The organism is Kitasatospora sp. NPDC041988, assembly GCF_055588525.1.
In genome coordinates, this window is sequence record NZ_JBVJCO010000006.1 from 28736 (window position 1) to 49123 (window position 20388).

20 protein-coding genes and 3 pseudogenes are annotated in these 20388 nt (G+C 72.6%); 8 read left to right on the forward strand and 15 right to left on the reverse strand.

The window, feature by feature from the left end:
- Both ACZ6NC_RS08445 and ACZ6NC_RS08450 read right to left on the reverse strand, forming a co-directional pair.
- Positions 1–471 (reverse strand): annotated as a pseudogene (locus ACZ6NC_RS08445) (hypothetical protein); the annotation flags it as partial.
- On the reverse strand, positions 468–3851 hold the full coding sequence (locus tag ACZ6NC_RS08450; protein WP_465730291.1) for an FtsX-like permease family protein: 3384 nt from the start codon (positions 3849–3851) through the stop codon (positions 468–470). The pseudogene ACZ6NC_RS08445 and the gene ACZ6NC_RS08450, both read right to left, overlap by 4 nt.
- A 344-nt stretch (positions 3852–4195) precedes the next feature.
- On the opposite strand from ACZ6NC_RS08450, the gene ACZ6NC_RS08455 reads away from it, so the two are divergent.
- Positions 4196–4903, forward strand: a complete 708-nt coding sequence (locus tag ACZ6NC_RS08455) for an ABC transporter ATP-binding protein (protein ID WP_465730293.1) — start codon at positions 4196–4198, stop codon at positions 4901–4903.
- A gap of 293 nt (positions 4904–5196) precedes the next feature.
- Here the strand turns inward: ACZ6NC_RS08455 and ACZ6NC_RS08460 are convergent, their stop codons facing one another.
- The 3 genes from ACZ6NC_RS08460 to ACZ6NC_RS08470 all read right to left on the reverse strand — a co-directional run bounded on the left by ACZ6NC_RS08460 (position 5197) and on the right by ACZ6NC_RS08470 (position 7062).
- Positions 5197–5472 carry a hypothetical protein gene (locus tag ACZ6NC_RS08460; protein ID WP_465730295.1) on the reverse strand — a complete coding sequence of 92 codons (276 nt, stop codon included), beginning with the start codon at positions 5470–5472 and terminating at the stop codon, positions 5197–5199.
- Between the two features lie 118 nt (positions 5473–5590).
- Entirely contained in the window at positions 5591–6184 is a 594-nt protein-coding gene (locus ACZ6NC_RS08465; protein WP_465730297.1) for a DUF6368 family protein, read from the reverse strand.
- Positions 6106–7062 (reverse strand): proline dehydrogenase family protein, encoded by a 957-nt coding sequence (locus ACZ6NC_RS08470; protein WP_465730299.1) that lies wholly within the window; start codon positions 7060–7062, stop codon positions 6106–6108. The genes ACZ6NC_RS08465 and ACZ6NC_RS08470 overlap by 79 nt, the downstream gene beginning before the upstream one ends.
- A gap of 130 nt (positions 7063–7192) precedes the next feature.
- Here ACZ6NC_RS08470 and ACZ6NC_RS08475 point away from each other — a divergent pair, with 130 nt between their 5' ends.
- Both ACZ6NC_RS08475 and ACZ6NC_RS08480 read left to right on the forward strand, forming a co-directional pair.
- Positions 7193–8164 carry a GlxA family transcriptional regulator gene (locus ACZ6NC_RS08475; protein WP_465730301.1) on the forward strand — a complete coding sequence of 324 codons (972 nt, stop codon included), beginning with the start codon at positions 7193–7195 and terminating at the stop codon, positions 8162–8164.
- Between the two features lie 662 nt (positions 8165–8826).
- Entirely contained in the window at positions 8827–9276 is a 450-nt protein-coding gene (locus ACZ6NC_RS08480) for a helix-turn-helix domain-containing protein (protein ID WP_465730303.1), read from the forward strand.
- Between the two features lie 82 nt (positions 9277–9358).
- Here ACZ6NC_RS08480 and ACZ6NC_RS08485 read toward each other — a convergent pair whose 3' ends face one another.
- Both ACZ6NC_RS08485 and ACZ6NC_RS08490 read right to left on the reverse strand, forming a co-directional pair.
- On the reverse strand, positions 9359–9961 hold the full coding sequence (locus ACZ6NC_RS08485; protein WP_465730305.1) for a ClpP family protease: 603 nt from the start codon (positions 9959–9961) through the stop codon (positions 9359–9361).
- 1 nt (position 9962) lies between these two features.
- Positions 9963–10601 carry a ClpP family protease gene (locus ACZ6NC_RS08490; RefSeq protein WP_465730307.1) on the reverse strand — a complete coding sequence of 213 codons (639 nt, stop codon included), beginning with the start codon at positions 10599–10601 and terminating at the stop codon, positions 9963–9965.
- Positions 10602–11008: 407 nt separating this feature from the next.
- On the opposite strand from ACZ6NC_RS08490, the gene ACZ6NC_RS08495 reads away from it, so the two are divergent.
- Positions 11009–11212: a hypothetical protein gene (locus tag ACZ6NC_RS08495; RefSeq protein ID WP_465730309.1), complete on the forward strand. Its 204-nt coding sequence runs from the start codon at positions 11009–11011 to the stop codon at positions 11210–11212.
- Between the two features lie 75 nt (positions 11213–11287).
- Here ACZ6NC_RS08495 and ACZ6NC_RS08500 read toward each other — a convergent pair whose 3' ends face one another.
- Positions 11288–11998 (reverse strand): TNT domain-containing protein, encoded by a 711-nt coding sequence (locus ACZ6NC_RS08500; RefSeq protein ID WP_465730311.1) that lies wholly within the window; start codon positions 11996–11998, stop codon positions 11288–11290.
- A gap of 381 nt (positions 11999–12379) precedes the next feature.
- Between ACZ6NC_RS08500 and ACZ6NC_RS08505 the strand changes: the two are divergent.
- Positions 12380–12607: pseudogene (locus tag ACZ6NC_RS08505) on the forward strand (aminoglycoside phosphotransferase family protein); the annotation flags it as partial.
- A 51-nt stretch (positions 12608–12658) separates the two neighbouring features.
- Here ACZ6NC_RS08505 and ACZ6NC_RS08510 read toward each other — a convergent pair.
- Positions 12659–12930: pseudogene (locus tag ACZ6NC_RS08510) on the reverse strand (transposase); the annotation flags it as partial.
- A 316-nt stretch (positions 12931–13246) separates the two neighbouring features.
- Here ACZ6NC_RS08510 and ACZ6NC_RS08515 point away from each other — a divergent pair.
- Both ACZ6NC_RS08515 and ACZ6NC_RS08520 read left to right on the forward strand, forming a co-directional pair.
- Positions 13247–13969 carry a CAP domain-containing protein gene (locus tag ACZ6NC_RS08515; RefSeq protein ID WP_465730313.1) on the forward strand — a complete coding sequence of 241 codons (723 nt, stop codon included), beginning with the start codon at positions 13247–13249 and terminating at the stop codon, positions 13967–13969.
- 145 nt (positions 13970–14114) lie between these two features.
- On the forward strand, positions 14115–14258 hold the full coding sequence (locus tag ACZ6NC_RS08520) for a hypothetical protein (RefSeq protein ID WP_465730315.1): 144 nt from the start codon (positions 14115–14117) through the stop codon (positions 14256–14258).
- Between the two features lie 189 nt (positions 14259–14447).
- Here ACZ6NC_RS08520 and ACZ6NC_RS08525 read toward each other — a convergent pair whose 3' ends face one another.
- The 5 genes from ACZ6NC_RS08525 to ACZ6NC_RS08545 form a co-directional block, all read right to left on the reverse strand.
- Complete coding sequence (locus tag ACZ6NC_RS08525) at positions 14448–16175, reverse strand: serine/threonine-protein kinase (protein ID WP_465730317.1); 1728 nt, start codon at positions 16173–16175, stop codon at positions 14448–14450.
- Positions 16176–16243: 68 nt separating this feature from the next.
- On the reverse strand, positions 16244–16546 hold the full coding sequence (locus ACZ6NC_RS08530; protein ID WP_465730319.1) for a DUF1232 domain-containing protein: 303 nt from the start codon (positions 16544–16546) through the stop codon (positions 16244–16246).
- 80 nt (positions 16547–16626) lie between these two features.
- The gene (locus tag ACZ6NC_RS08535; protein ID WP_465730656.1) at positions 16627–16881 is read right to left on the reverse strand and encodes a hypothetical protein; all 255 of its coding nucleotides are present in this window, start codon (positions 16879–16881) and stop codon (positions 16627–16629) included.
- A complete protein-coding gene (locus ACZ6NC_RS08540) occupies positions 16812–17465 on the reverse strand; it encodes an SDR family NAD(P)-dependent oxidoreductase (RefSeq protein ID WP_465730321.1) in 654 nt (217 codons plus the stop codon). Before ACZ6NC_RS08540 ends, ACZ6NC_RS08535 begins: the two co-directional genes overlap by 70 nt.
- Positions 17399–17875: a hypothetical protein gene (locus ACZ6NC_RS08545; RefSeq protein WP_465730323.1), complete on the reverse strand. Its 477-nt coding sequence runs from the start codon at positions 17873–17875 to the stop codon at positions 17399–17401. The genes ACZ6NC_RS08540 and ACZ6NC_RS08545 overlap by 67 nt, the downstream gene beginning before the upstream one ends.
- A 678-nt stretch (positions 17876–18553) precedes the next feature.
- Here ACZ6NC_RS08545 and ACZ6NC_RS08550 point away from each other — a divergent pair.
- The gene (locus tag ACZ6NC_RS08550; RefSeq protein WP_465730325.1) at positions 18554–18688 is read left to right on the forward strand and encodes a hypothetical protein; all 135 of its coding nucleotides are present in this window, start codon (positions 18554–18556) and stop codon (positions 18686–18688) included.
- Between the two features lie 522 nt (positions 18689–19210).
- On the opposite strand, the gene ACZ6NC_RS08555 is transcribed toward ACZ6NC_RS08550, so the two are convergent.
- Positions 19211–19975: a hypothetical protein gene (locus tag ACZ6NC_RS08555; protein ID WP_465730327.1), complete on the reverse strand. Its 765-nt coding sequence runs from the start codon at positions 19973–19975 to the stop codon at positions 19211–19213.
- Positions 19976–20388: the final 413 nt, after the last annotated feature.

Below are 20388 nucleotides of genomic sequence, written 5' to 3' on the forward strand. Positions count from 1 at the left end.
GGGTGTGGGGGGGGGTGGGGGTGGGGGGGAGGGGGGGGTGTTCTGTGGGGTTTCTTCGTGGGCGGGGGCGATGTGGGTGGGGGGGCGCGCCTGTTTTTCCCCCCCCCCCGCGCCGTACACCGGACCGCTCGGGGCGAAGCCGAAGTTCTCCGTCGGGTGGGAGGTGAGCTTCTCCGCCACCCGGTCGAGGTCGTCCGCGCCGTAGCCGTGCTGCCCGGTGGCGAGCACGCTGTTCCAGATCGGGCCGCGGTCGCGCAGGTACTCGTGCAGTGCGGCGTCCGTGCCCCGGTCGACGGCGCGCGGGAACGCGGCGGCCAGGAACACGGTGCCGAAGGCGAGCGCCGCGGTGAGAAGCGCGGCGAGCGGTGCCGTACGCAACCTGGTCCGCACCCAGGCGGCGGGGCGGTGCTCGGCCTTCGGCCCGGTGCCGGTGGGGCGGGGCGGCGTGCTGGTGCCGGCCGGGGTGGTCACATCTCCTCCACGTGCCGCAGCCGGGCGGCCACGTCTCGACGGCGGCGTCCGGTGAGGAAGGCCGACAACAGGGCAACGGCGGTGATGGTGGCCGCGAGCAGGACGGCCCAGCCGAGCGGCAGGCCGACCAGGACTTCGGGCACCGGCCGGCGGGCGGCCGGGGTGAGCACCACGAGCGGCACCACCAGGTGAACGGTCAGGGCCCCGAGGGCGAGTCCGACGACGCTGCCGAGACCGACCAGGACGCCCTGCTCGGCGGCGACGGTCCGGACCAGCCAGCGCCTGGGCGCGCCGAGGGCCAGCAGCACGGTGAACTCCCCCGCGCGTTCACGGGCGGAGGCGGCCGAGGCGGCGGCGAAGCCGATCGCGGCGAGGACGGTACTGACCAGGGCGATCGCGGCGAGCGCGCTCTGCGGGGCGGCGCTGAGCGGGTCGGCGAGCAGTTCGGCGGCGACCTGGTCGTTCAACAGCAGCTTCTGGCCGCCGGGCTCGGCGCGCAGCCTGGCCGCGGCCGCGGCGGGCACCGGGTCCCCCGGGCCGGTGGCGGGCAGCCACCATTCGCCGGGCGGCGGCAGTTGCCGGCCACCGGCCGCGAGCAGGCGGCCGGCGGTGGGCAGATCGATGACGAGCGCGGTGGCGCCGACCACGGGCAGGGACTCGACCGCGCCGGTGACCTTGACCGGCAGGGTGCCGCCGCCGAAGGGCGCCTGGACGGTGTCACCGACAGCCGCGCCGACCGCGGCCAGGTAGGCGTGGGTGGCGACGCCGGAGAGGCCCTTCGGGGCCGTCGCACCGGCCGGGGCGATGTTGGCCTGCGTAACCATCCCCTGCGGCGCGTACTCCAGCTTGAGTACCTGCTGCTCCCCGGTGCGCGCGGGCACGATCGTGCCGCCGGGCTTGCCTGCCCCGGCGGGAGCGACGGTGCTCCAGTCGAGGCCTGCCGGGACGGGGACGGTGGTCGCCGGTCCGCCGGCGGTGTCGGCGACGCCGATCCGGCGGACGGTCAGCTCGCCCTTGAGCGCGGGAGCGGGCGAGAGGCGGTCCTCCCAGCCGTAGACGACGACCAGGCCGGCCAGGGTGAGCGGCGCGGCGGCGGAGCCGACCGGGGCGCCGGTCAGCGCCGCGAGGTCGACGGTGGCGACGGCGTCGTCGCGGGTCGGGACGCCGGTCAGCGGCGCTCGGAAGGTGCTGCCGAACCGGTCGCGCAGCAGCAGCCACACGTCCGGGTGCTCGTCGGTCGGCTTCGCCGGCGTCACGGTGACATCGACGTCGATCCGCTGGGGCCGGCCGGGCAGCGGCAGGCCGGCCTGTGCCCCGGTGGGCGCGGGCGCGGCGAGCGGCACGAACAGCTCGCGGCGGCTCTGGCCGTCGAGCAGGTCGGAGCGGACCGGGACGCGCTCGGCGAAGGCGGCGGTGTCGAGGGCGAGCAGCTCCCCCGCGGCGCCGTTCGGCAGCGAGGACGCCTGACGGATCACGGGTATCAGCCGGTCGCCGCCGGGCAGGTCCCCGTACCGGCCGGCCTGGCCCATCGGGGCCAGCGGCGAGCCGGAGATCCGCAGGCCGCCGGCGGTCGCGTAGTCGGCCTGGTCTCGCTGGGAGGCGGACCAGGTGGAGTGCTGGCCGAGCGCCAGCACACCGGTGGAGATCGCCAGCACCAGCAGCAGGACGGGGCCGGCGGCCCGGCCGGGGCGGCGGGCCAGCTGCCAGCCGGCCAGCGCGGGCACCAGGCCCCGGCCGCGGGCGGCCATCCGGCCGCCGAGGCGGGCGGCGAACGGGAGCAGCCGCAGCACCAGCAGGGTGCCCGCGCACAGGGCCAGCGTGGGGGCGGCGATCAGCACCGGGTCGAGGCCGAGCCGGCCGGCGGCGTCCGTGGACAGTCCGCCGCTGTACTGCGCCAGTTGGTAGTAGGCGAGGCCGGCGAGGCCGACCACCGCGAGGTCGGCGCCGGAGCGGACCGCGCCGGCGACCAGCGCCTGGCGCTTTCCGGCCCGGCGCATCGCGGCACCGGCGGCGCCACGCAGCACGGCGGGGGCGGTGGTGAGCACGACACAGGCGAGGGCGCAGACGGCCGCGACGGGCCAGAGCGTCCAACGCAGACCGGTGTCCAGCGGTACCCGGGCGAGCGGTCCGTAGCCCGCGAGCAGGTGCAGCAGGAGGGGGGTGAGCAGGGGGGCGAGCAGCGCCGCGGGCAGGGCCAGCAGCAGCGACTCGGCGGCGGTGAACACACCGAGGCGGGCGCCGGAGGCACCACGAGCGGCCAGCAGCGAGTTCTCGCTCTCCTGCCGGGCGCCCATCAGATGGACCACCAGCAGCAGGACCGCGGCGGCCAGGACGGTCAGTTGGAGGGCGCCGATCAGCAGGGTGGACCGGGAGACCAGCGCACTGGAGTCCAATTCGCGCAGGACGTCGGGGAGTTCGGTCCTGACCTGGAGACCGGTGGCCTTCTTGAGCTCGGCACCGAGACCCTCTGCCCGGTCCCGGATCGCGCCGGCCCCGGGGCCGCGGACGCCGGTGAAGTCGGCGCCCAGCAGCCAGCTGCGTCCGTTCTGCGGCACCCGGGCGGTGGTGAAGAGGCTGTCGTCGACCAGCAGCGGGCCATAGGTGGTGAAGCCGCCGACCTGGATCTCGCGGCCGCCGATCGGGTCCAGCGACCAGTACGGGTCGCCGGGCTCGGCGGCGCGGTAGACGCCCGTGACGCGGACGACGAGTGGCGACCCGTCATAGCGGTCCTCCAGCCGGACCTCGGCAGGCAGCATCGCGGCGGTGAGGCCGAGGCGGGCCAGCGAGGTCTGCGGGACGGCGGCCTCCACCGGGCCCTGGCCGGTGACGGCGGCCGCGGCCGGCCAGCCGCCGGAGAGCAGGCTGACGCGGTCGTGGTCGAGCGCGGCGAGCACGGTGAGCTCGGGCGATCTGCCGGAACCCTTGTCCGGCTGCGCGCCGGAGTTGGCGCCCGACTGCGCACCGGGGTTGGCGCCCGACTGCGCACCGGGGTTGGCGCCCGACTGGGCGCCTGCACTGCTGCCCGCAGGAGCGGCTGCCGGGGTGCCGGGTGGCTGGGCGGTGGCCTCCGGGAGACCGTAGGAGCGACTGCGGGCCACGGACTGGGTGCGCACCGGTACGTCGCCGAAGAGCTGTCCGGCGTAGACACCGACCGCCGCATCGTCCTTGGGCCGTTTGTCCAACCCGTGGTCGGCGCTGACCAGCACCGTGGTCCTCGCCCAGGCCGGCCCCTGGAGCGCCTGGCGCAGCCCGGCCTCCCCTACGGTGCGGTTGAACGCCACCAGCGCCGTGAGCACTGCTGTGGTGATCAACACCGTGAGCAGGACCGCGGCGGCCAACGGCAGTCGCCCGCGCAGACGGCGCACGACGAAGCCGAGCATCCCGTTCCTCCCCAGTACATTTCGGCCCCCGCGCAGCTCTCCCCCGTCCGGGCACACCTCTGCCACGGGATGGACGCCTGTCGCTGACCGCTACGTGATCACCGGCGATTGATCACCGGATAGCGGACGATGCTGTCAGATTCGATCCATGAACGGAAGGGACTTGCGCGAATCATGTAAGTAGTGAGCAAATTCTCGACGTTGGCGGTACATCAATAGTTCCTTCCGATGCGAGGGTCCGTCAGCTCAGCAGAAATTCTCGCCATGAACACCTCACAAAGAGCACTTCACCGCCCGGCCGCGCCCGTCGAGGAAGGCTCGAAGAACACCCAGGGGGACGCCGTATGACCCAGCAACCGGCCGGCACCGTCACCGCTCCCATGGTGGCCGTCACCGATCTCCGGCGCAGTTTCGGCACCGGCGAGCGGACCGTGCACGCATTGCGCGGCGTCTCGTTCTCACTCGGCCGCGGCGAACTCACCGCCCTGAAGGGCCGGTCGGGCTCCGGCAAGACCACCCTGCTCAACCTGGTCGGCGGCCTCGACAGCCCGAGCGGCGGAACCATCTCCCTCGACGGCACCGACCTGGCCGGCCTGGACGAGGACGGGCGGCTCGCGCTGCGCCGGGACCGGATCGGCTTCATCTTCCAGTCGTTCGGCCTGATACCCGTGCTCACCGCCGCCGAGAACGTCGGGGTACCGATGCGGCTGCGCAAGGTGCCGGCCGCACAGCGCGAGGAGCGGGCGCGCACCCTGCTCGCCCTGGTCGGGCTCACCGACCACGCCAACCAGCGGCCCGGCGAGCTCTCCGGCGGGCAGCAGCAGCGCGTGGCCATCGCCCGCGCGCTCGCCAACGAGCCGGACCTGATCATCGCGGACGAGCCCACCGGCCAACTGGACTCCGAGACCGGCCGTTCGATCATGCAGCTGTTGCGCGCCGTCGTCCGCAGCGAGGGCGTCACCGCCCTGGTCGCCACCCATGACCAGACCCTGATGGAGCTGGCCGACCGGGTGGTCGAGCTCCGCGACGGCAGGCTGATCGAGGAGGACTGAGCCGGGCCCGGGGCTGGAGTGCCGGAGTAACCGGGACCCGGAGTGCCGGGAGCACGGGAGCACGGAGTGCCGGGTGCCGGGGCGCGGGTCTGTGGTCTCGGGGCGGGCCGCGGGTTGCGCGTCTCGGAGCGTGCCAGGTCTGCCCGATCAGGCACCCGGCTCCGCCCCTACGGACGCGCCGCAGCTACACGTGGGGACACGCCGGCCCGGCCCGGGGAGGCAGCCCCGGGGAGGCGACTCCAGGGAAGTGGCCCCAGGGCGGACGGGTCGACGCCCGGCCGGGCCCGGGCCCGTCAGAGCGCCTTGAGCGCAGCCTCGCACTCACGGCAGCGCCGGGTGCGCTGCGACGGCGGGTACCAGGGATCGCCCGGCCCGGCCGGCTGGTAGGTCTCCCGTTCGAGGTCGCTGGTGTCGATCCCGCAGAACGTCACCGGGCCCGGGTCCTCGGGCACGTCCGGGTCGGGCGGCGCCGCGTGCACCCACCGGACCCGGGCGCCCACATCCACCTCGCCCGCGTCCAGCACCTCCGTGGACGGCTCCAGCTCGACCAGTACGACCACTCCGCTCATACCTCGACCCTGCGCCCCACCGGCACCGGCCGCATCCCGGACCGGCTCCGCCCCCGGCAGGCACCCGACGGAATCGCGGGCAGCGCCGGAGCACACCGGGCACCACCCGAGGGTGCCGTCACTCGGGGTTTGGGCAGCGTGATCGACCGGGCGTGGTGGAACACCTCCTTCTCACCCCTGGTCTTCTTGGTCTTCCTGGTCTTCTTGTTCTTCTGCAAGCGTGCGTAGTTCTGCTTGCATGATCAACCATCCGGGGTCGGCAAATGGTCAGCGAGCGCCCAGGAATTCCGCCGTGCCGAATGCCGTGGGAAGAGGGCGTCCGCCGCCGCGAACACCCCTCGAAGTTCGGCAACGCTCGCCACCTGATCATCACACGGCTCGGCATTGGCAACGCCACTGTGGCGACGTGATCAATGGGGCCGTCACACCCAGCGATGATGTCCACGGCATGTGTCGGGGTGAAGCCGATGAGTGGTTCCAGGTCGGGCTCGTCCGCGTGCTCGGCTTCGAAGGTCTCCGCGTCCGGGATTCCGATCAGCGGACGCCGCGGCGGCTGATTCGACATGTCCACCGGTTTCGACAACAGGGGCACGGGCGTCTGGGGACCTGTCGTCCCGGGTGGAACGGCCCTTGTCATACGGCCGCGTCGACGAGCGCTCGGAGCAGGCGCTGGGGGTCTTCGGCGAGTCGGTTGCAGACGTAGAGCCACCATTCCGTGCCGAAGACGATGTACTCGCGGGTGGGGTGGCCACGTTCGGCCATGGCGTCGAGGCGATCGGGCCCGAGGCCGAGAAGGGTCTCGAACTCCCAGGGGGCGCAGTCGCGGTCTTTCCTGCCGATGTGGTGGTCGATACGGTCGATCAGATCCCAGTCGTGGGTGGCGAAGGAGCACAGGTGTCCCGAGTCGGCCAGCTGTTGTGCGTACTTCAGGTAGGCGGTGGTCAGGGCCGGGGCTTCACGCCGGTGGGCGATGGTCTCGGGTTCGAGGAAGGCGCCCTTGACCAGGCGGATGCGGCCGGGACGGGTGAGCAGCTCCGGAAGATCGTCCGCGGTGCGGTGCAGGCGTGCCTGGACGGTGATGCCGACGTGGTCGAACCGCTCGCACAGCTTGCGGTGCAGGGCCAGCACCGCGTCGGTGCGGTCGGAGCCTTCGGCTGAGATCATCATCTCCCGCCCGGTGGCGGCGGTGGCCCGGGCGATGCGGGAGGCGTTGGCGAGGGCGAGCTCCGTGTCGACGGCGAGGCCGATGTGGGACAGGTCCAGGGAGATCGAGCACCCGGGTGGCAGCAGCCGGGCGGCGGTGAGGAACGTGTCGGTCTCTTCCGTGGCCCGCTGCGGGTCGCGGCAGCTCTCGCCCATGTACTCGACGTTCACGCGATGGCCGGCGGCCAGGACCTGCTGCGCGCGGTCCAGGGCGTCGGGGAGGGTTTCGCCGGCCACGTACCGCCGGGCCACCTTGCGGGCCAGGCGGCCCAGGACCGGGTCGCCGGGGATGCGCTGCTTCAGGTCCTCGTCGAGCGCGAGTGTGCGCAGGACCTGAGCCGCCTGCGGCGAGAGGGCGGTGTCGGGGGCGAGAGTGTGCGTGGTCATCAGGGTGCCTAGCTGCTCATGTGGTGGGGAACGCCTGCGAGCCTTCCAGGACGGGGCACCCGCGGGGAGTGGCAGAAACGACCGATAGGCTGAAATTCCTGCCACCGTCCTGTAAGGAGATCGGGAGCCGATGCTTCGCGATGTCGCCGTCCTGGCCCTCGACGGCGCCCACGCCTTCGAGCTGGGCGTGTTCTGCGAGGTCTTCGGGATCGACCGCGGCGACGACGCGCTCCCGGTCTACGACTTCGCTCTTGTCTCGGCCACCGGCGACAGCGTGCCGACCCGGCACGGCTTCGAGGTGCGGGCCCGCCACGGCCTGGAACGGCTGGCCTCGGCGGACCTCATCTGCATCCCGGCCTACGACCCGCACCTGCCGCAGCCGGACCACCTGGCCGGCGAACTGCGGGCCGCTGTGGAGCGAGGCGCCCGGGTCCTGAGCATCTGCACCGGGGCTTTCCTCCTGGGCGAGGCGGGACTGCTGGACGGGCGACGCTGCACCACCCACTGGCGCTACACCGACGAGCTCGCCCGCCGCCACCCGCGCGCCCGGGTCGAGTCGGACGTGCTCTACGTCGACGAGGACCCGGTCATCACCGGCGCCGGCACCGCCGCCGGCGTCGACACCTGCCTCCATCTCATTCGAAAGGAACACGGCAGCGCCGTCGCCAACGCGATCGCCCGCCGCATGGTCGCACCCCCGCACCGCGACGGCGGCCAGCGCCAGTACCGCGAACGCCCCCTCCCCCGGGACGGAACCGGTTCCCTTGCCCCCGTCCTGGCATGGATCGAGGCCAACCTCGACCAGGACCTGACCGTCGACGCAATGGCCCGCCATGCCCACCTCTCCCCACGGACCTTCGCCCGCCGCTTCCGGCAGGAGACCGGGACCACCCCGCTGCAATGGCTCACCGGACAGCGCGTCCTGCTCGCTCGGCACCACCTGGAGACCACGCACGACCCGGTAACCGCGATCGCCCACCGCACAGGCTTCGGCACCGTCGACAACCTCCGCCACCACTTCGCCCGACGCCTCGGCACGACGCCCCAGGCCTACCGGCGCACGTTCGGACCCCCGCCCACCGGGGGTTCGCCTTGTGGTTGATCACTCCACTCATGGTCGAGCTGCGTGCGCCCGTTCGTTCGGCAGTACACGCGGCTCTGTCCAGCCGCGTTTCGGTGGTCCCTGGAGCATGACCTCGCGAGCTGGCGGACGTACGCTACGCCCGCCTCGTCATCGAGGTCTCCGATCCGCGTACGGCGGTCGCACTCATCGAGCGTGCCACGGCAGTGAACTGACTCCTGAGCGGCGGACGGCCGAGCAGTCGGATCCAGGCCGATTCCGGCCGGTTGGCGGCCACGGGGCGTGAGCGGCTGCAGGTCCGCCCGGGCAGCGGGCGGCAGGGCCCAGCAGGTGAGTGTGCCGTTGCGCTGCCGGTAGCAGGGGCGTTGCCGTCCGCAGGCTGTGCAAGGTGACTTGATGGTCGGGCGTCGGGAGCAGCGGTAGCAGATTCCTCCCCCGTCACCGGCCGGGCCGGTGCGGCGGCTGATCCGAGTGAGGTCACCGCAACTTGAGCAGATGCGGCGGGGTCGGCGGGTGCGCTGGTAGCACGGCCGGCACAGTGGTCCTTCCGGGCCGTTCGTCGTACAGACCGGCCCAGCCCTGCTGTAGGAGCCAGGTACACCGGGCCGGTCCGCCCGCGCGGCTTCACCCAGGGCAGAACGCCGCTCCCTTCCCCTGGCGCCCCGGATCCCTAGGCTGAAGGGGTGAGCACTCATGCGCCGAACGAAGCCCGCATCATCCCCCTGCGCCCGCAGGCCTCGCAGCCCGGTTCCGGTGGAGCCTCGACCCGTGTCCCGCAGCGATCGGAGGGAGCCCCGCGGACACCCGCGCCGAGGGAACCCCTGTGGCGCGACCTCGTCGGCGATGTGCTGCGGCGGGAGCGGCTCGCCCAGGAACGCACGCTGAAGGACGTCGCAGAGGCGGCCCGGATCTCGATGCCGTACCTGTCGGAGCTGGAGCGCGGACGCAAGGAGGCCTCCTCCGAGGTGCTCGCGGCCGCTGCCAGGGCCCTCGGGCTTGGTCTCGCCGATCTGCTCTCGCTCGCCCGGGACGATCTGGCCCGGTACGACCGGAGCCGGGTGGGCCGCAGCCGGGCGGGCCGGGGCCGCATGTCGCCCACGGCGCAGTACGACGGGCTCTGCCGCGCCGCCTGACGAACCGACGGCCGGTACGACGGGGCGCACCACCCCCGCCGTACCGGCCGGCTCACCCGCTCCTCGGCTCGGCCGCGCGGGGTCAGACGAACGCGAGCCGTCGGCTCAGCACCTCGTCGGCGAGCCCGTAGGCGACGGCCTCCTCGGCGGTGAGCACCATGTCCCGGTCCATGTCCGCGCGCAGCGTCGCCACGTCGTGGGGCGTGTGCCGGGACAGGACCTCCTCCACCTGCGAGCGGATGCGGACCATCTCCTTGGCCGCGAGGCTGAGGTCGGAGACCGTCCCCTGCCGGCCACCGCTGGCCGGCTGGCCGAGCAGCACCCGCGCGTGCTGGAGTACGAACCGCCGCCCGGAGTCTCCGCCGGCCAGGAGCACCGCCGCCGTCGACGCCGCCTGACCGACGCAGAACGTGGAGATCGGTGCCTGCACGAACGTCATCGTGTCGTAGATTGCCATCAGCGAAGTGAACGATCCACCGGGCGAGTTGAGATAGATCGAGATCTCGCGCTCCGGGTTCTCCGACTCCAGGTGCAGGAGTTGCGCGATGACCACGTTGGCGACCCCGTCGTCGATTTCGGTGCCGAGGAAGATGATCCGCTCGTTCAACAGCCGGCTGAAGACGTCGTACGACCGCTCGCCCTGCGCGGTCCGCTCGATGACGTAGGGAACCGTGTACGACCCCATGTCACAACCCCATCCGTCGGCGCGACGCGGCCGGGCGGATGTCGGTGAGCGACTCCACCACCTGGTCCACGATCCCGTACTCCCTGGCCTGCTCGGCCGTGAACCAGCGGTCCCGGTCGCCGTCCCGCGCGATCGTCTCCTCGCTCTGCCCGGTGTGCTCGGCGGTGATCCGCTCGATGGCCTTCTTGGTGAACTGGAGGTTCGCCGCCTGGATCTCGATGTCCGCGGTGGTGCCGCCGATGCCCGCCGAGGGCTGGTGCATCATGATCCGCGCGTTCGGCAGTGCGAACCGCTTGCCGGGCGCCCCCACGGTGAGCAGGAACTGGCCCATGCTGGCGGCGAACCCCATCGCCAGCGTCGAGACGTCGTTCGGGATGAGCCGCATGGTGTCGTAGATGGCGAGACCCGCGGTAACCGACCCGCCGGGGCTGTTGATGTACAGGCTGATGCCGGTGCGCGGGTCCTCCGCCGACAACAGCAGCAGCTGGGCGCACACCCGGTTGGCCGACACGTCGTCGACCTGTGTGCCGAGGAGGACGATCCGCTGGCCGAGCAGCTGTGCCGCGAGGTGGTCGTCGAAGCGGCTGGGCGGGGTGTCGCTCTCCTCCGCGCGAGGCTGGAGCGTGGTGAGGGGAGTCATCTGGTCTCCTTGTCGAGGCGATGATGCCGTCGACTCCACTCTCGACCTCGGGAGATCCCCGGATGCGGTTTCTCTGCCCGCCGCATATTCGCCACGGGCAGAGGCGCCGGCCCGGCGATACGAAGCACTACGGAGGCCGAACTGGCCCGCGTCGGGTCGGATCCCCGCCGGCGGGCTTCCGCCGTAGTGCCGTGACGCGCGGCGCGGAGCGGGCGCCGCTGCCGGCCGTGTGCGCCGGGTACTTCATGGTGATCCTGGACGTCACGATCATCAACGTCGCCGTGCCGGCGGTGGGCCGTGTGACCTGGGGGCGTCGCCAACCGGCATCCAGTGGATCACCGACGGCTACACCCTGGCCTTCGCCGGCCTGCTGTTGACCGGGCCGGCTCACCGGCACGGGGCAGCCCGTGGCGGCCGTCGCCGTCTCCCGATCGGTGCTCGGCCTGCTCACCGAGCGGTTCGGTGGGGACATAGCCACCAGCTTCGACCTGATCGTGCGCACCGGGGCGGATCCGCACACCGAGGACGGGGCCTACCTGTACATCGGCGACCCGCAGCTCCTGGGCCTGATCCTCTCCCACCCCACGGCGGGCCGGATCATCGAGTCCTGAGCCCGCCCCGCCGACGACGGCGGGACGGGAGTCGGGCGGGGGGAGGTTCGGGCGGAAGGCGTCAGGCGGGAGGCGTCAGGCGAGGCAGTCGGCGCCGGGCAGGGGCTCCAGGTACTTCCTGTCCAGCAGGGTCTTGACGGTGTAGGCGTCGGTGCCGAGGTCGGACGGCTTCAGCTTCTCGTTCAGGTACTGCTGGATGCCGTTGCCCGGCTGGGCGAACCCGGAGGCGATGCTGCCCTGTTCGACCTTGAACGGCATCTTCACGGTGTAGCAGTGGTAGCTCTCGACCTCCTTGCCGTCCTCGACGACGGGGTTGAGGCTGTCCGGCGGGAGGGCGCGCTCGGGGAAGGAGGTGCCGGGCTTGGAGAGGTAGCGGCCGTAGTAGAGCCCGAAGCGGTCGAGCTTGGTGCCCGCCGTCAGCTCGACGGCCGTCCGGTCGATGGTGCCGTTGACGTCGCGGAAACCGTCCTCGGCCGGGTACTTCCAGTCGAGGCCGTCGCGGTACCAGGAGAGGAACTGCTGGGGCGTCAGGCCGCCGAAGCGGTCGTAGTTCTTGAGCAGCTTGGCGACCGTGGCCGGCAGGGCCTTCGGGCCCAGCTCCTTGAAGCCGCAGTAATACTTCTTCTTGTCCTCGGCGGTCGGCCGGTACTGCTCGCGCGGGCAGTCGGTCGGGTCGGCCTGGACGCTGCCGGCGCTGACCGTGGCGGCGGCGCTCTGGGTGGCGGCGGTGCCGGGCACCAGCAGGGCGGCCGTCAGGGAGAGGGCGGCGAGGTGGCGGGAGCGCATGGGGGTGTGTCCTCCGGGGGTCGGCGTGGAGGGGTGCGGGCCGGCGCCAACGGGGCGCCCGGCGCCGCGGAACGGACCGGTCGGCACCGGAAGTTACACGCCCCCGCCGCATCGATTCGTGGACGAAACGCCTACCTCGGACCCGTTCACCCGATCGGCGGGGGCGCGCCGCGACGCGCACCAATTCCACGAGCGGGAGGAGGTTTTGACCCGAGCGGGGGCCAATGTCGGTGGTAGCCGACCGCAGAAGTTGGACCGGGACCCGAGCTCTGACAGCACCCGAGTGCTTGACCGGCCAGCATCGAGATGGTCCGGGGAGGGGCGCCGGTCATGCCACTGAAAGCTTTTGCGCGTGCTGCCGCCCGGATGGTGAGTGGCGCGGTGACCAACCACGATGAGGCGGAGGCCGTCCGACCATTGACACTGGCTTGGGTCAGCCGGCATCCGGAGGTCGGCGAACGGATCGTCAGAACCGAGGCACTGCACGGCGGCATCACTGCCGAGATGCGGAGGCTGACCATCGGCACGCCGGACGGAGGCACCCGTGACCTCGTGCTGCGGACCTTCGTCGACCCGTGCTGCGTGGAGCGCGCCGAGGACTGGCTGAACCTGTCGAGGCGAGCCGTGGAGGAGCGGCTGGATGCCTACGTCACCGCCCTGTTCGGTCAGTAGCGCAGCGTGCAGGAGGGGCCAGACGCCGGACCTGGTCCAGTCCCGCAGCCGGCGCCAGGTCGTCACTCCGGAACAGCCCACGGTCTGGGCCGGGACGTCGCGCCAGGCGACACCGGTCCGCAGGGCGTACATGATGCCGGCGAGGGCCACCGGTCCGGAACGCGCAGTCGCTTCGGGTAGCGGCGGCGCCGCTCGGGAGTGGGTGGCAGCAGCGGAGCCACCCGCCCCCGGAGGTCGTCCGGAACAAGATCAGCAGGCACCCGGACACCTTGCCGACCAAGATCGCCAAGCGCAAGCCCTTCGGCTTGGCAAGCTAAGTGTTATCGCCACCGAGGCCACCGGTCTCCTCTTGTGTCGGCGCAAGAGGCGCCGACCGGCGGGACAGCAGGTGCGGTGTGAACAATCGCGGCGCCGGTCCCAGCCGCCGGGCGAAACCAGGGAAGTCCATCTCCGCTCATGCAATCCATACGTCGCAAGCAGGGAGTGGCGGTTGTTGTGACCGTCGGGGTGATCGCAGCCGCGCTGAGCGCATGCGGTCCGGAGGCCGACGAGACGGCCGCAGGCAGGGCCGGTGTCGTGGCAGCTACGGCAACGGCGGCCGGCACCGGCAACTCGCCGTCCGCAGCCGTCTCCTCGGCGGCGGTCGCGTCGCCCTCGGCACCCAAGCAGGCCGGCACCACGGCCTCGGCCACCCCGTCCCCGGCTGCGAGCACGGCCACCGCCGGTGCGTCGACCGTGCCGGCCACCAAAGCTCCTTCGAGCCCCACCGCGGCGAAGGCCCCGAGCAAGCCGCCGACCGGCGCCGCACCGAGCCCCGTCACCAAGGCGCCGACCGCCGGCACAGCGCGACCCGACACCACGGCGCCGCCCAGGACCGTACCGAGCCCCGACACCTCGGCATCGGACTACTCGACCGGCAGCGCCGAGGCGCTCTCGCTGCGGCTGATCAACGAGGAACGCGCTCGCAACGGCGTCCCGGCCCTGGTCGTCAAGGCCGACCTGACGGACTTCGCGGTGAAGTGGGCCCAGCACATGCGCGAGACCGGTTTCGCCCACTCGGCGAACGCCTCGGGTGCCGGCCCAAGCCTCACCGGCAGCCGGACGCTGACCGGGGAGTGCATCGTGATGTGGAGCGACGCCTCCCTGACCGGGCAACAGGCCGCCGAGCAGTTCCAGAAGATGTGGACCGAGTCGCCCGGGCACCACGCCGCACAGATCAACCCCAAGTACAAGGAGATCGGTGTCGGCCTCTACCACGACTCCACCGGCTGGTGGGGCGTGCACGAATTCGCCGGCTGAAGCCGCGAACTCCCGGGGCCGAGCCAGGAGCACGGCCCCGGGAGCTCTCGCAGGGGTGTGCAAGCCGGCTCGGACGGCGGCGCGGCCGCCCACCGGCTGTCGTAGACGGTGAACAGGCACGGCCATCTGCTCCGAGGCCCGGACCATGAACACCAGTACCGTCTTGCAGGAGGTGCTGCCGGGTGCCGCCCGGATGCTCGCCGACTATCCATGGAACGTCTCGGACTCGACCTCCACGTGGGCGAAGGCCGGCACGGCCAGCACGAGGGACCGGCCACGACCGCCGTGAGGTGGCGGCCCGGCCGAGCAGGCGGGAGGTGTTCATGGGGAGGCACCCCGAGGGAGATGGCCTCGGGCCGGGGCGAGCCGGGCCGGTCGGGGTGAGGGCGACGTCCATGGTGCGCGATGAACCTGACAGGTCAGCACGGCCACCGAGAACCCGGGACGGCTGGAACCGGCGGCCCGCCTGGCGAGGGGGTCAGTCGGCCGGGTAGGTGCGGCCGATCTTGCCCTTCGGGTCGGCCCAGAAGTAGCCGGAGTGGCCGTGGTCGCCCGAGAGGTAGACCCGGATGGACGGGGACCCGTCGAACATGTCGGGGCCGATGATCAGGTAACGGCTCGTCGGGCCAGGGACGTTGAGGAGGTTGCCGGCTGCCTTCAGGAGGTCGGGCAGGACGTTCCAGTCGTACTGGGCGAGGTCGACCGGCTTGTCCTTGCCCATGGTGCTGCCGGTACGGCGGGTGATCTTGCCGTCCCGGTAGTCGAACCAGTCGTAGCTGCGCCCGTCGGCTGTCGGGACCTGGGCCATGGCGTAGCCGGGGTAGACGGTGAGTTCCTTGACCTTGGTCCCGCCCGTCTGGGCGGTCAGCGCGGCCACGACGGTGCGGACGCCGTCGGGGGTGAGGAGGTCCTTGGCCACCGGGGTGGCGGGCCGGTCCGCCGTGATGGTCGGGACGGCCGCCGGGGTCGACGGGACGGACGAGCCGGAGGACGCGGGCACGGCAGCCGGACCGGCCGAACCCGTGGTGGCCGGGGCCGCGTTGTGGCCGTCGGTGCCGTCGGGGCGCAGGGCCCACACGAGGGATCCGGCGAGCACCACGGCGGCGACCGAGAGGGGCACGGCCAGGCCGGCCCGGCTGCGGGCGGGCGCCGGGGACAGCAGCACCGCGCCGGTGGGCGGGGCGTCGAACGGGCCGGCGGGCGGGGCGTCGAACGGGCCGGCGGGCACGGCGTAGCCCGGGCCGGTGGGGGCGACGAGCCGGTACGTCGCCGGATCCGGGTGCGCCACGCCGTCCACGGGGGCGCCGGGGCGCGGCGTGTCAAGGAAGGTCGGTGCCCAGGCCGGCGCCGGAGCGGCCGGCGTGCCGCTCCGCTCGGCGGCGGCGAGCGCGCGGTCCAGCTGGTCGGCGTCGGGCCGCAGCCTGGGGTCGCGGCCCAGGACGGCCGCCAGGACCGGCCCGAGCGAGCCCGAGCGGGCGGGCGGCGGAAGCGGCTCGTCCAGGACGGCGGCGAGGGTGGCCAGCGTGGTGCCGCGGCGCAGCGGGTGGTGGCCCTCGACCGCGACGTACAGCAGCATGCCGAGCGACCAGAGGTCGGAGGAGGGGTTGCCCTCCTCACCGCGGATCCGCTCCGGGGCGATGTACTCGGGCGAGCCGATCAGCGCACCGGTCGCGGTGAGCGCTGTGGCGTCCTGCACGGCGGCGATGCCGAAGTCGGTGAGGACCGGGGTGCCGTCGGCACGGAGCAGCACGTTGCCCGGCTTGACGTCGCGGTGCAGGATGCCGGCCGCGTGGGCGGCCCGCAGGGCGGCGAGCACGCCGCGGCCGATCCGGGCCGCCTCCGGGACGGTGAGCGAGCCCCGGGCGATCCGGTCGGCGAGGCTGCCGCCGGTGACGAGTTCCATCACCAGCCAGGGGTGCGGGTGCTCGGGCGTGTCGATGATGTGGTGGATCACGGCGACATTGGGGTGCTGGAGGCGGGCGAGTGCCCGGGCCTCCCGCAGGACGCGTTCGCGCAGCTCATGGGCACCCTCGGGGTCGGCTTCGGCCATCGCGGGGTCGGACGGGCGGACCTCCTTGAGCGCGACCTCCCGGTGCAGCGCGTTGTCCCGCGCGCGCCAGACCAGGCCCATGCCCCCACCGCCGAGGCGTGCGAGCAGTTCGAAGCGGCCGTCGATGAGCCGCGCCTGCGACCCCCCAGTGTTCATGGCGCACATCGTAGAGGTCCCCACCGACCATCTCCCCGGGCCACCGGGGCGGACGGCGACGGCCGGGCTTAGGGCCCACCCGTCCGGTGCCCGGCGGGCCCGATGCCCAGCCTGGCGCCGGCCTTGGTCAGCGAGCGCAGGGCCACGAGGAGGAACGCGATGTCGTCCAACAGGACCGGGTCGGGCAAAAGGTCCACGGGACTGACCAGGTAGACGATGGACGCCCAGAACAGCACCTTGTTCGACATCGGGATGCCGGAGGCCACCAGCAGCTTCCTGGCCCGGACCAGCTTGACCACCAGGACGGCCACAACCGCCAGGCTGGCCGCGACGACTCCCGCGGCCACCCACCAGAACACACTGCCGTCCACCTGACCACCTCCCGCTCGAACCGGTGCTTCCCCGGGAGCCTGCCCCGTTCTCGGGTGACCGTGCACACCTCCGGACAGACTCAAGCTTCGCATCCGTGGCCAGGGAACCACGGGTCCGTGCCCGGCCCCACGGCGGCAGGGGGCACGCCACCGGGCCCGGCTGCGGGCCGGTCGCCCGACCGCGTCCCGAACTCGGCGATCTCGGCGATCTCGGCGGTGAGCCGCTCCGCGACGCCGGGGAGCAGCTCGACCGTCCTGGCAGCGTTCAGGACGTCGTCCGGCCGACGGCCGAGCGCCCGCTCGTCCACCCAGGACCCGGGGATCCGGTCGGCCATCTCCTCGTTGCAGCGAACGACCTCCGGCCGGTCCGGTTCGCCGAGCGCCAGCAGGGTGGGCGCGGCGGCGACCGGGTCGGCCTCCGGGGTGCCGCCACCGGCCGCACCCCAGAGGCCCAGCCCCAGCCGGATGCCGTTGACCCGGATGCCTTTGCGGCCCGGACTCCTTGGACAGAGCCTTCGTGAAGTTGACCACCGCCGACTCGGCCGCGGCGGTGCGCGGCGGCGACGGTCGGGTCGGGCAGCGTCGCGTTCACCGAGCCAATGGTGATGACGGTGCCCTGCCCGGCCTCGACCATGCGCGGCAGCACCGCCCGCGTCACGGACACCCTGGTGAACAGGTTGAGCTCGACGGTGTGGCGCCACTGCTCGTCGGTGACGTTCAGGAATCCCCCGTGGCGGGCGGGCGCGGAGCCGGCATTGTTCACCAGGACGTCCGCCCGGGCCCCGGCCGCGGCGGCCGGCTGCTCGGCGCCTCGGGGGCGGGCCGTCCTGACACCCGCCCCCGAGGCCGGTGTCAGTAGACCAGGATGTCCCAGTGGTTGCCCTCGTTGCAGTACAGGTTGCCCGAGGCGGCCTTCCACTGCGGGTAGCCGTCGCCCCGGTAGCCGATGTAGGTGAAGCTGTGCTGGATGTAGCCGTCGATGCAGGAGTTGCGGGAGATGTCGACCTTGTAGCCGTTGTAGTGGCTGTAGGTCCCCGAGGCGTGGCCCACCTCGGTGCCGCCCGTGATGTTGATGGCACAGCCGCTGGACTGCTTGAGGGTGATGATCGTGCTCACCGTGCCGGAGTTGATCTGCTCGAACGACGTGCAGGTGGAGTTGGACCGGGTGGTGCAGCCACCACTGGAACTCCATGTGATGCCGGCGCCCGAGAACTGGGCGGCGGCCGCCGACTGCGACAGCTTGGTCCCACTGGCGCCGGCCGTGGGCGCCGAGACGGCGAGCCCGGCCATGGCCAGGGCGACGACGGTGACTGCGGTGCGGGGCTTCATCTGCTCTCCCGGTGAGGGCGGTGGACCTCGGACTGGGGCGCCCCCGCCCGTACCGACCGGACGCGTCCGGCCCCGACCTGCCGGGTGGGCGGTCGAGCGCCGGGGCGGCGGGGCCGACCGGACAGGGGGTCGTGCGAAGTACCGTGCGGCAGTGCAGTGATACGACGGTGCGACGGTGCCGCAGTACCGTGATACGGCGGTGCGGTGGTGGTACGGCGGTGCCCGGACGCGCGGGAACGGCGACCGGGGACGGACGATCCGCCCGGCCCTGATCGCGTTCGCAGGGTTCCCGGGGCCACCGGTGAGAGGTCCCGCCGACCGGGTCGGTGACGGGGTGACAGACGGGTCCGGGGCCGGGTGGGTCCTGCCGAAGCAGGCAAGGGTGCTGGGGTGGGTTCGGGGGCGTACGAGGGAAAGCGGTGCGGCACCAGGATGGCCCGACGATGTCTATGCGAGTAGACCCCGGCCTGTGAATTTCAGATGGCGGCGATGTATCCGACACGCGGAGATGCCCTGCCGTCCGACCGGGCGGTGGCCGTCCCCACTCCCCCGGCACCCGCGCGAGCAGCGTCGGAATCTCCTGACGGACCGCCAGGACCCCTCTCGGCAACGGACAGTCCCTCCCCCGTCCCCACCACCGGAGCCGTCAACATCGGCGCCCACCAAGGCGCTCCGGTCGTGGCCCCGAGCCTCGTCGACCACTTCAACACCGCCACCACCGGAGCCGCTCCCGCCGGATGGACCACCACCGGGCCGACCGCCACCACCGTGACCGCCGACCCGCCGGCGGCTACGGATCCGCGCTGCTGCTGACCCGGCAGTCCACGGCCGAGGTCACCGCCACTCACCCGTTCGCCACCGCCACCGGGGACCTGCGGGTCGACTCCCGGCTCCGGGCCGGCCAGGGCACGGCGCCCCTGGGACTCCTCCTGCTGGACGCGGCCGGCAACCCGGTCGCGCAGTTCGGTCTCGCCGCCGACGCAACGCCGCCTTCACCGACAACGGCAGCTGGAACGACGCACCCTTCGCCTACCCGACCGGCGTGTGGCTCGGCCTCGCGCTCGTCCTCCACCCCGCGTCCGGAACCTACGACGTTTACGTGGACAACGTGAAGCCGGCCACCGCACGGCTGACCGCCGGGACGGGCCCGGCGGTCAGCCGTGCGGTGGCTGCGGCTGCGGCTGCGGCTGCGGCTGCGGCTGTGCGTCCAACCGGGTGCGGCTCCCGCCGCGTTCGCCGCCGATGATGTCGGCGTACAGGTGAATGTGCTCAGCCCGGTACACGTGAAAGCGCTCGCGCTTCGGGACTGGGCGCGGTGCGCGGGGCAGCTCGGCGTCAGGTCGCCCAGGACAGTCGTATCGCCTCTATCTCGGTGTCGTTCACCAGCGCCTCGATGAGATCCGGCGGCCCGGCGACCTTGGTGGCCCACAGGTCGTAGTCGGTGCACAGGACCCATGAACGGTCCTCGGCCCAGAGATTGGACGGGCTGAAGTCGACCTCGGGATCGTCGTACAGGAGCGCGGCGTCACCGAGACGCCCCGCGCGCACGTGGAGGTTGTCGAAGTCGATGGCCCCGAGCAGCAGCGGGTTGTAGTAGACCAGGCAGGGAGTGTCAGGACCCGCGGGACTGTGCTCGGTGAGGATGGCGATCAGCCGGTTCCAGCTCTCACGGTCCAGGCTCCCCTCGGTGGGCGGATCGATGCCCAGCGGCCAGCTGCCCTCCTTCTTGGCCGAGGGAAAACACCGGAACGAGGGCATGAGCCCGTCGGGCACGACGGGGTCGCCGGTCCGCCGGGCGAGCTCCGCCCAGCGCAGCCGCCGCCACCCCGAGATAATGCCCACGGCCTCAAGGTCGATGCCGCCGACGATATGGGGCTGATCGCTCCCATCCGCCAAACGCGCCTGGTGATACTCGTGGTACGACACCTCGGCCGGTCCCTGTTCGTGCTCGGACATGGCATTGAGCACCCAGACGGCATCGGGCAGCGCAGGCGGCATGAACCCGGTCAGACCATCGCCGCACAGCTCCAGCAACCAGTCGGTCGCACTGGACGGCACGAGCTGCCAAAGGCCTGACAGCGGGTTCGGTTCTTCGGGCATGCGTTCATGATCCCAGGTGTGACACGGAACCCCTACGAGAGGCTGGCCACCATGTCGCCGCTCCCGTCGCGTGGGCACGTTCCCGTGTACCTGGCTGGGCATCGAGAGGTGTACCTCGACAGATGACGTCCTGGTCCAGCCGCTCGGCTGACCCGGTCCGCCGCCCGCGCCACCCGGCACGGGCGGCTCCACCCCTGGGGCAGGGCCCTGCCGATCGTTCGAGTCGTTGATACGACGTTCTTCAACGCCCGCATCCTCGACTGGCTCGACGACACCCTCACCACCACCCCGTGGCGGGCTGGGGGCTCGCTGCCTGCCGGGGGGGGGGGGGGGGGGGGGGGGGGGGGGGGGAAGAGGGGGGGGGGGGGGAGGGGGGGGGGGGGGGGGGGGGGGGGGGGGGGGGGGGGGGGACG

Coding starts and splice junctions, on each gene's coding strand:
- ACZ6NC_RS08450 (WP_465730291.1), bottom strand. CDS start 3,851: ATGCTCGGCTTCGTCGTGCGCCGTCTGCGCGGGCGACTGCCGTTGGCC.
- ACZ6NC_RS08455 (WP_465730293.1), top strand. CDS start 4,196: ATGACCCAGCAACCGGCCGGCACCGTCACCGCTCCCATGGTGGCCGTC.
- ACZ6NC_RS08460 (WP_465730295.1), bottom strand. CDS start 5,472: ATGAGCGGAGTGGTCGTACTGGTCGAGCTGGAGCCGTCCACGGAGGTG.
- ACZ6NC_RS08465 (WP_465730297.1), bottom strand. CDS start 6,184: ATGGTGGCTCTACGTCTGCAACCGACTCGCCGAAGACCCCCAGCGCCT.
- ACZ6NC_RS08470 (WP_465730299.1), bottom strand. CDS start 7,062: ATGACCACGCACACTCTCGCCCCCGACACCGCCCTCTCGCCGCAGGCG.
- ACZ6NC_RS08475 (WP_465730301.1), top strand. CDS start 7,193: ATGCTTCGCGATGTCGCCGTCCTGGCCCTCGACGGCGCCCACGCCTTC.
- ACZ6NC_RS08485 (WP_465730305.1), bottom strand. CDS start 9,961: ATGGGGTCGTACACGGTTCCCTACGTCATCGAGCGGACCGCGCAGGGC.
- ACZ6NC_RS08490 (WP_465730307.1), bottom strand. CDS start 10,601: ATGACTCCCCTCACCACGCTCCAGCCTCGCGCGGAGGAGAGCGACACC.
- ACZ6NC_RS08500 (WP_465730311.1), bottom strand. CDS start 11,998: ATGCGCTCCCGCCACCTCGCCGCCCTCTCCCTGACGGCCGCCCTGCTG.
- ACZ6NC_RS08520 (WP_465730315.1), top strand. CDS start 14,115: ATGAACACCAGTACCGTCTTGCAGGAGGTGCTGCCGGGTGCCGCCCGG.
- ACZ6NC_RS08525 (WP_465730317.1), bottom strand. CDS start 16,175: ATGAACACTGGGGGGTCGCAGGCGCGGCTCATCGACGGCCGCTTCGAA.
- ACZ6NC_RS08535 (WP_465730656.1), bottom strand. CDS start 16,881: ATGGCCGACCGGATCCCCGGGTCCTGGGTGGACGAGCGGGCGCTCGGC.
- ACZ6NC_RS08545 (WP_465730323.1), bottom strand. CDS start 17,875: ATGAAGCCCCGCACCGCAGTCACCGTCGTCGCCCTGGCCATGGCCGGG.
- ACZ6NC_RS08555 (WP_465730327.1), bottom strand. CDS start 19,975: ATGCCCGAAGAACCGAACCCGCTGTCAGGCCTTTGGCAGCTCGTGCCG.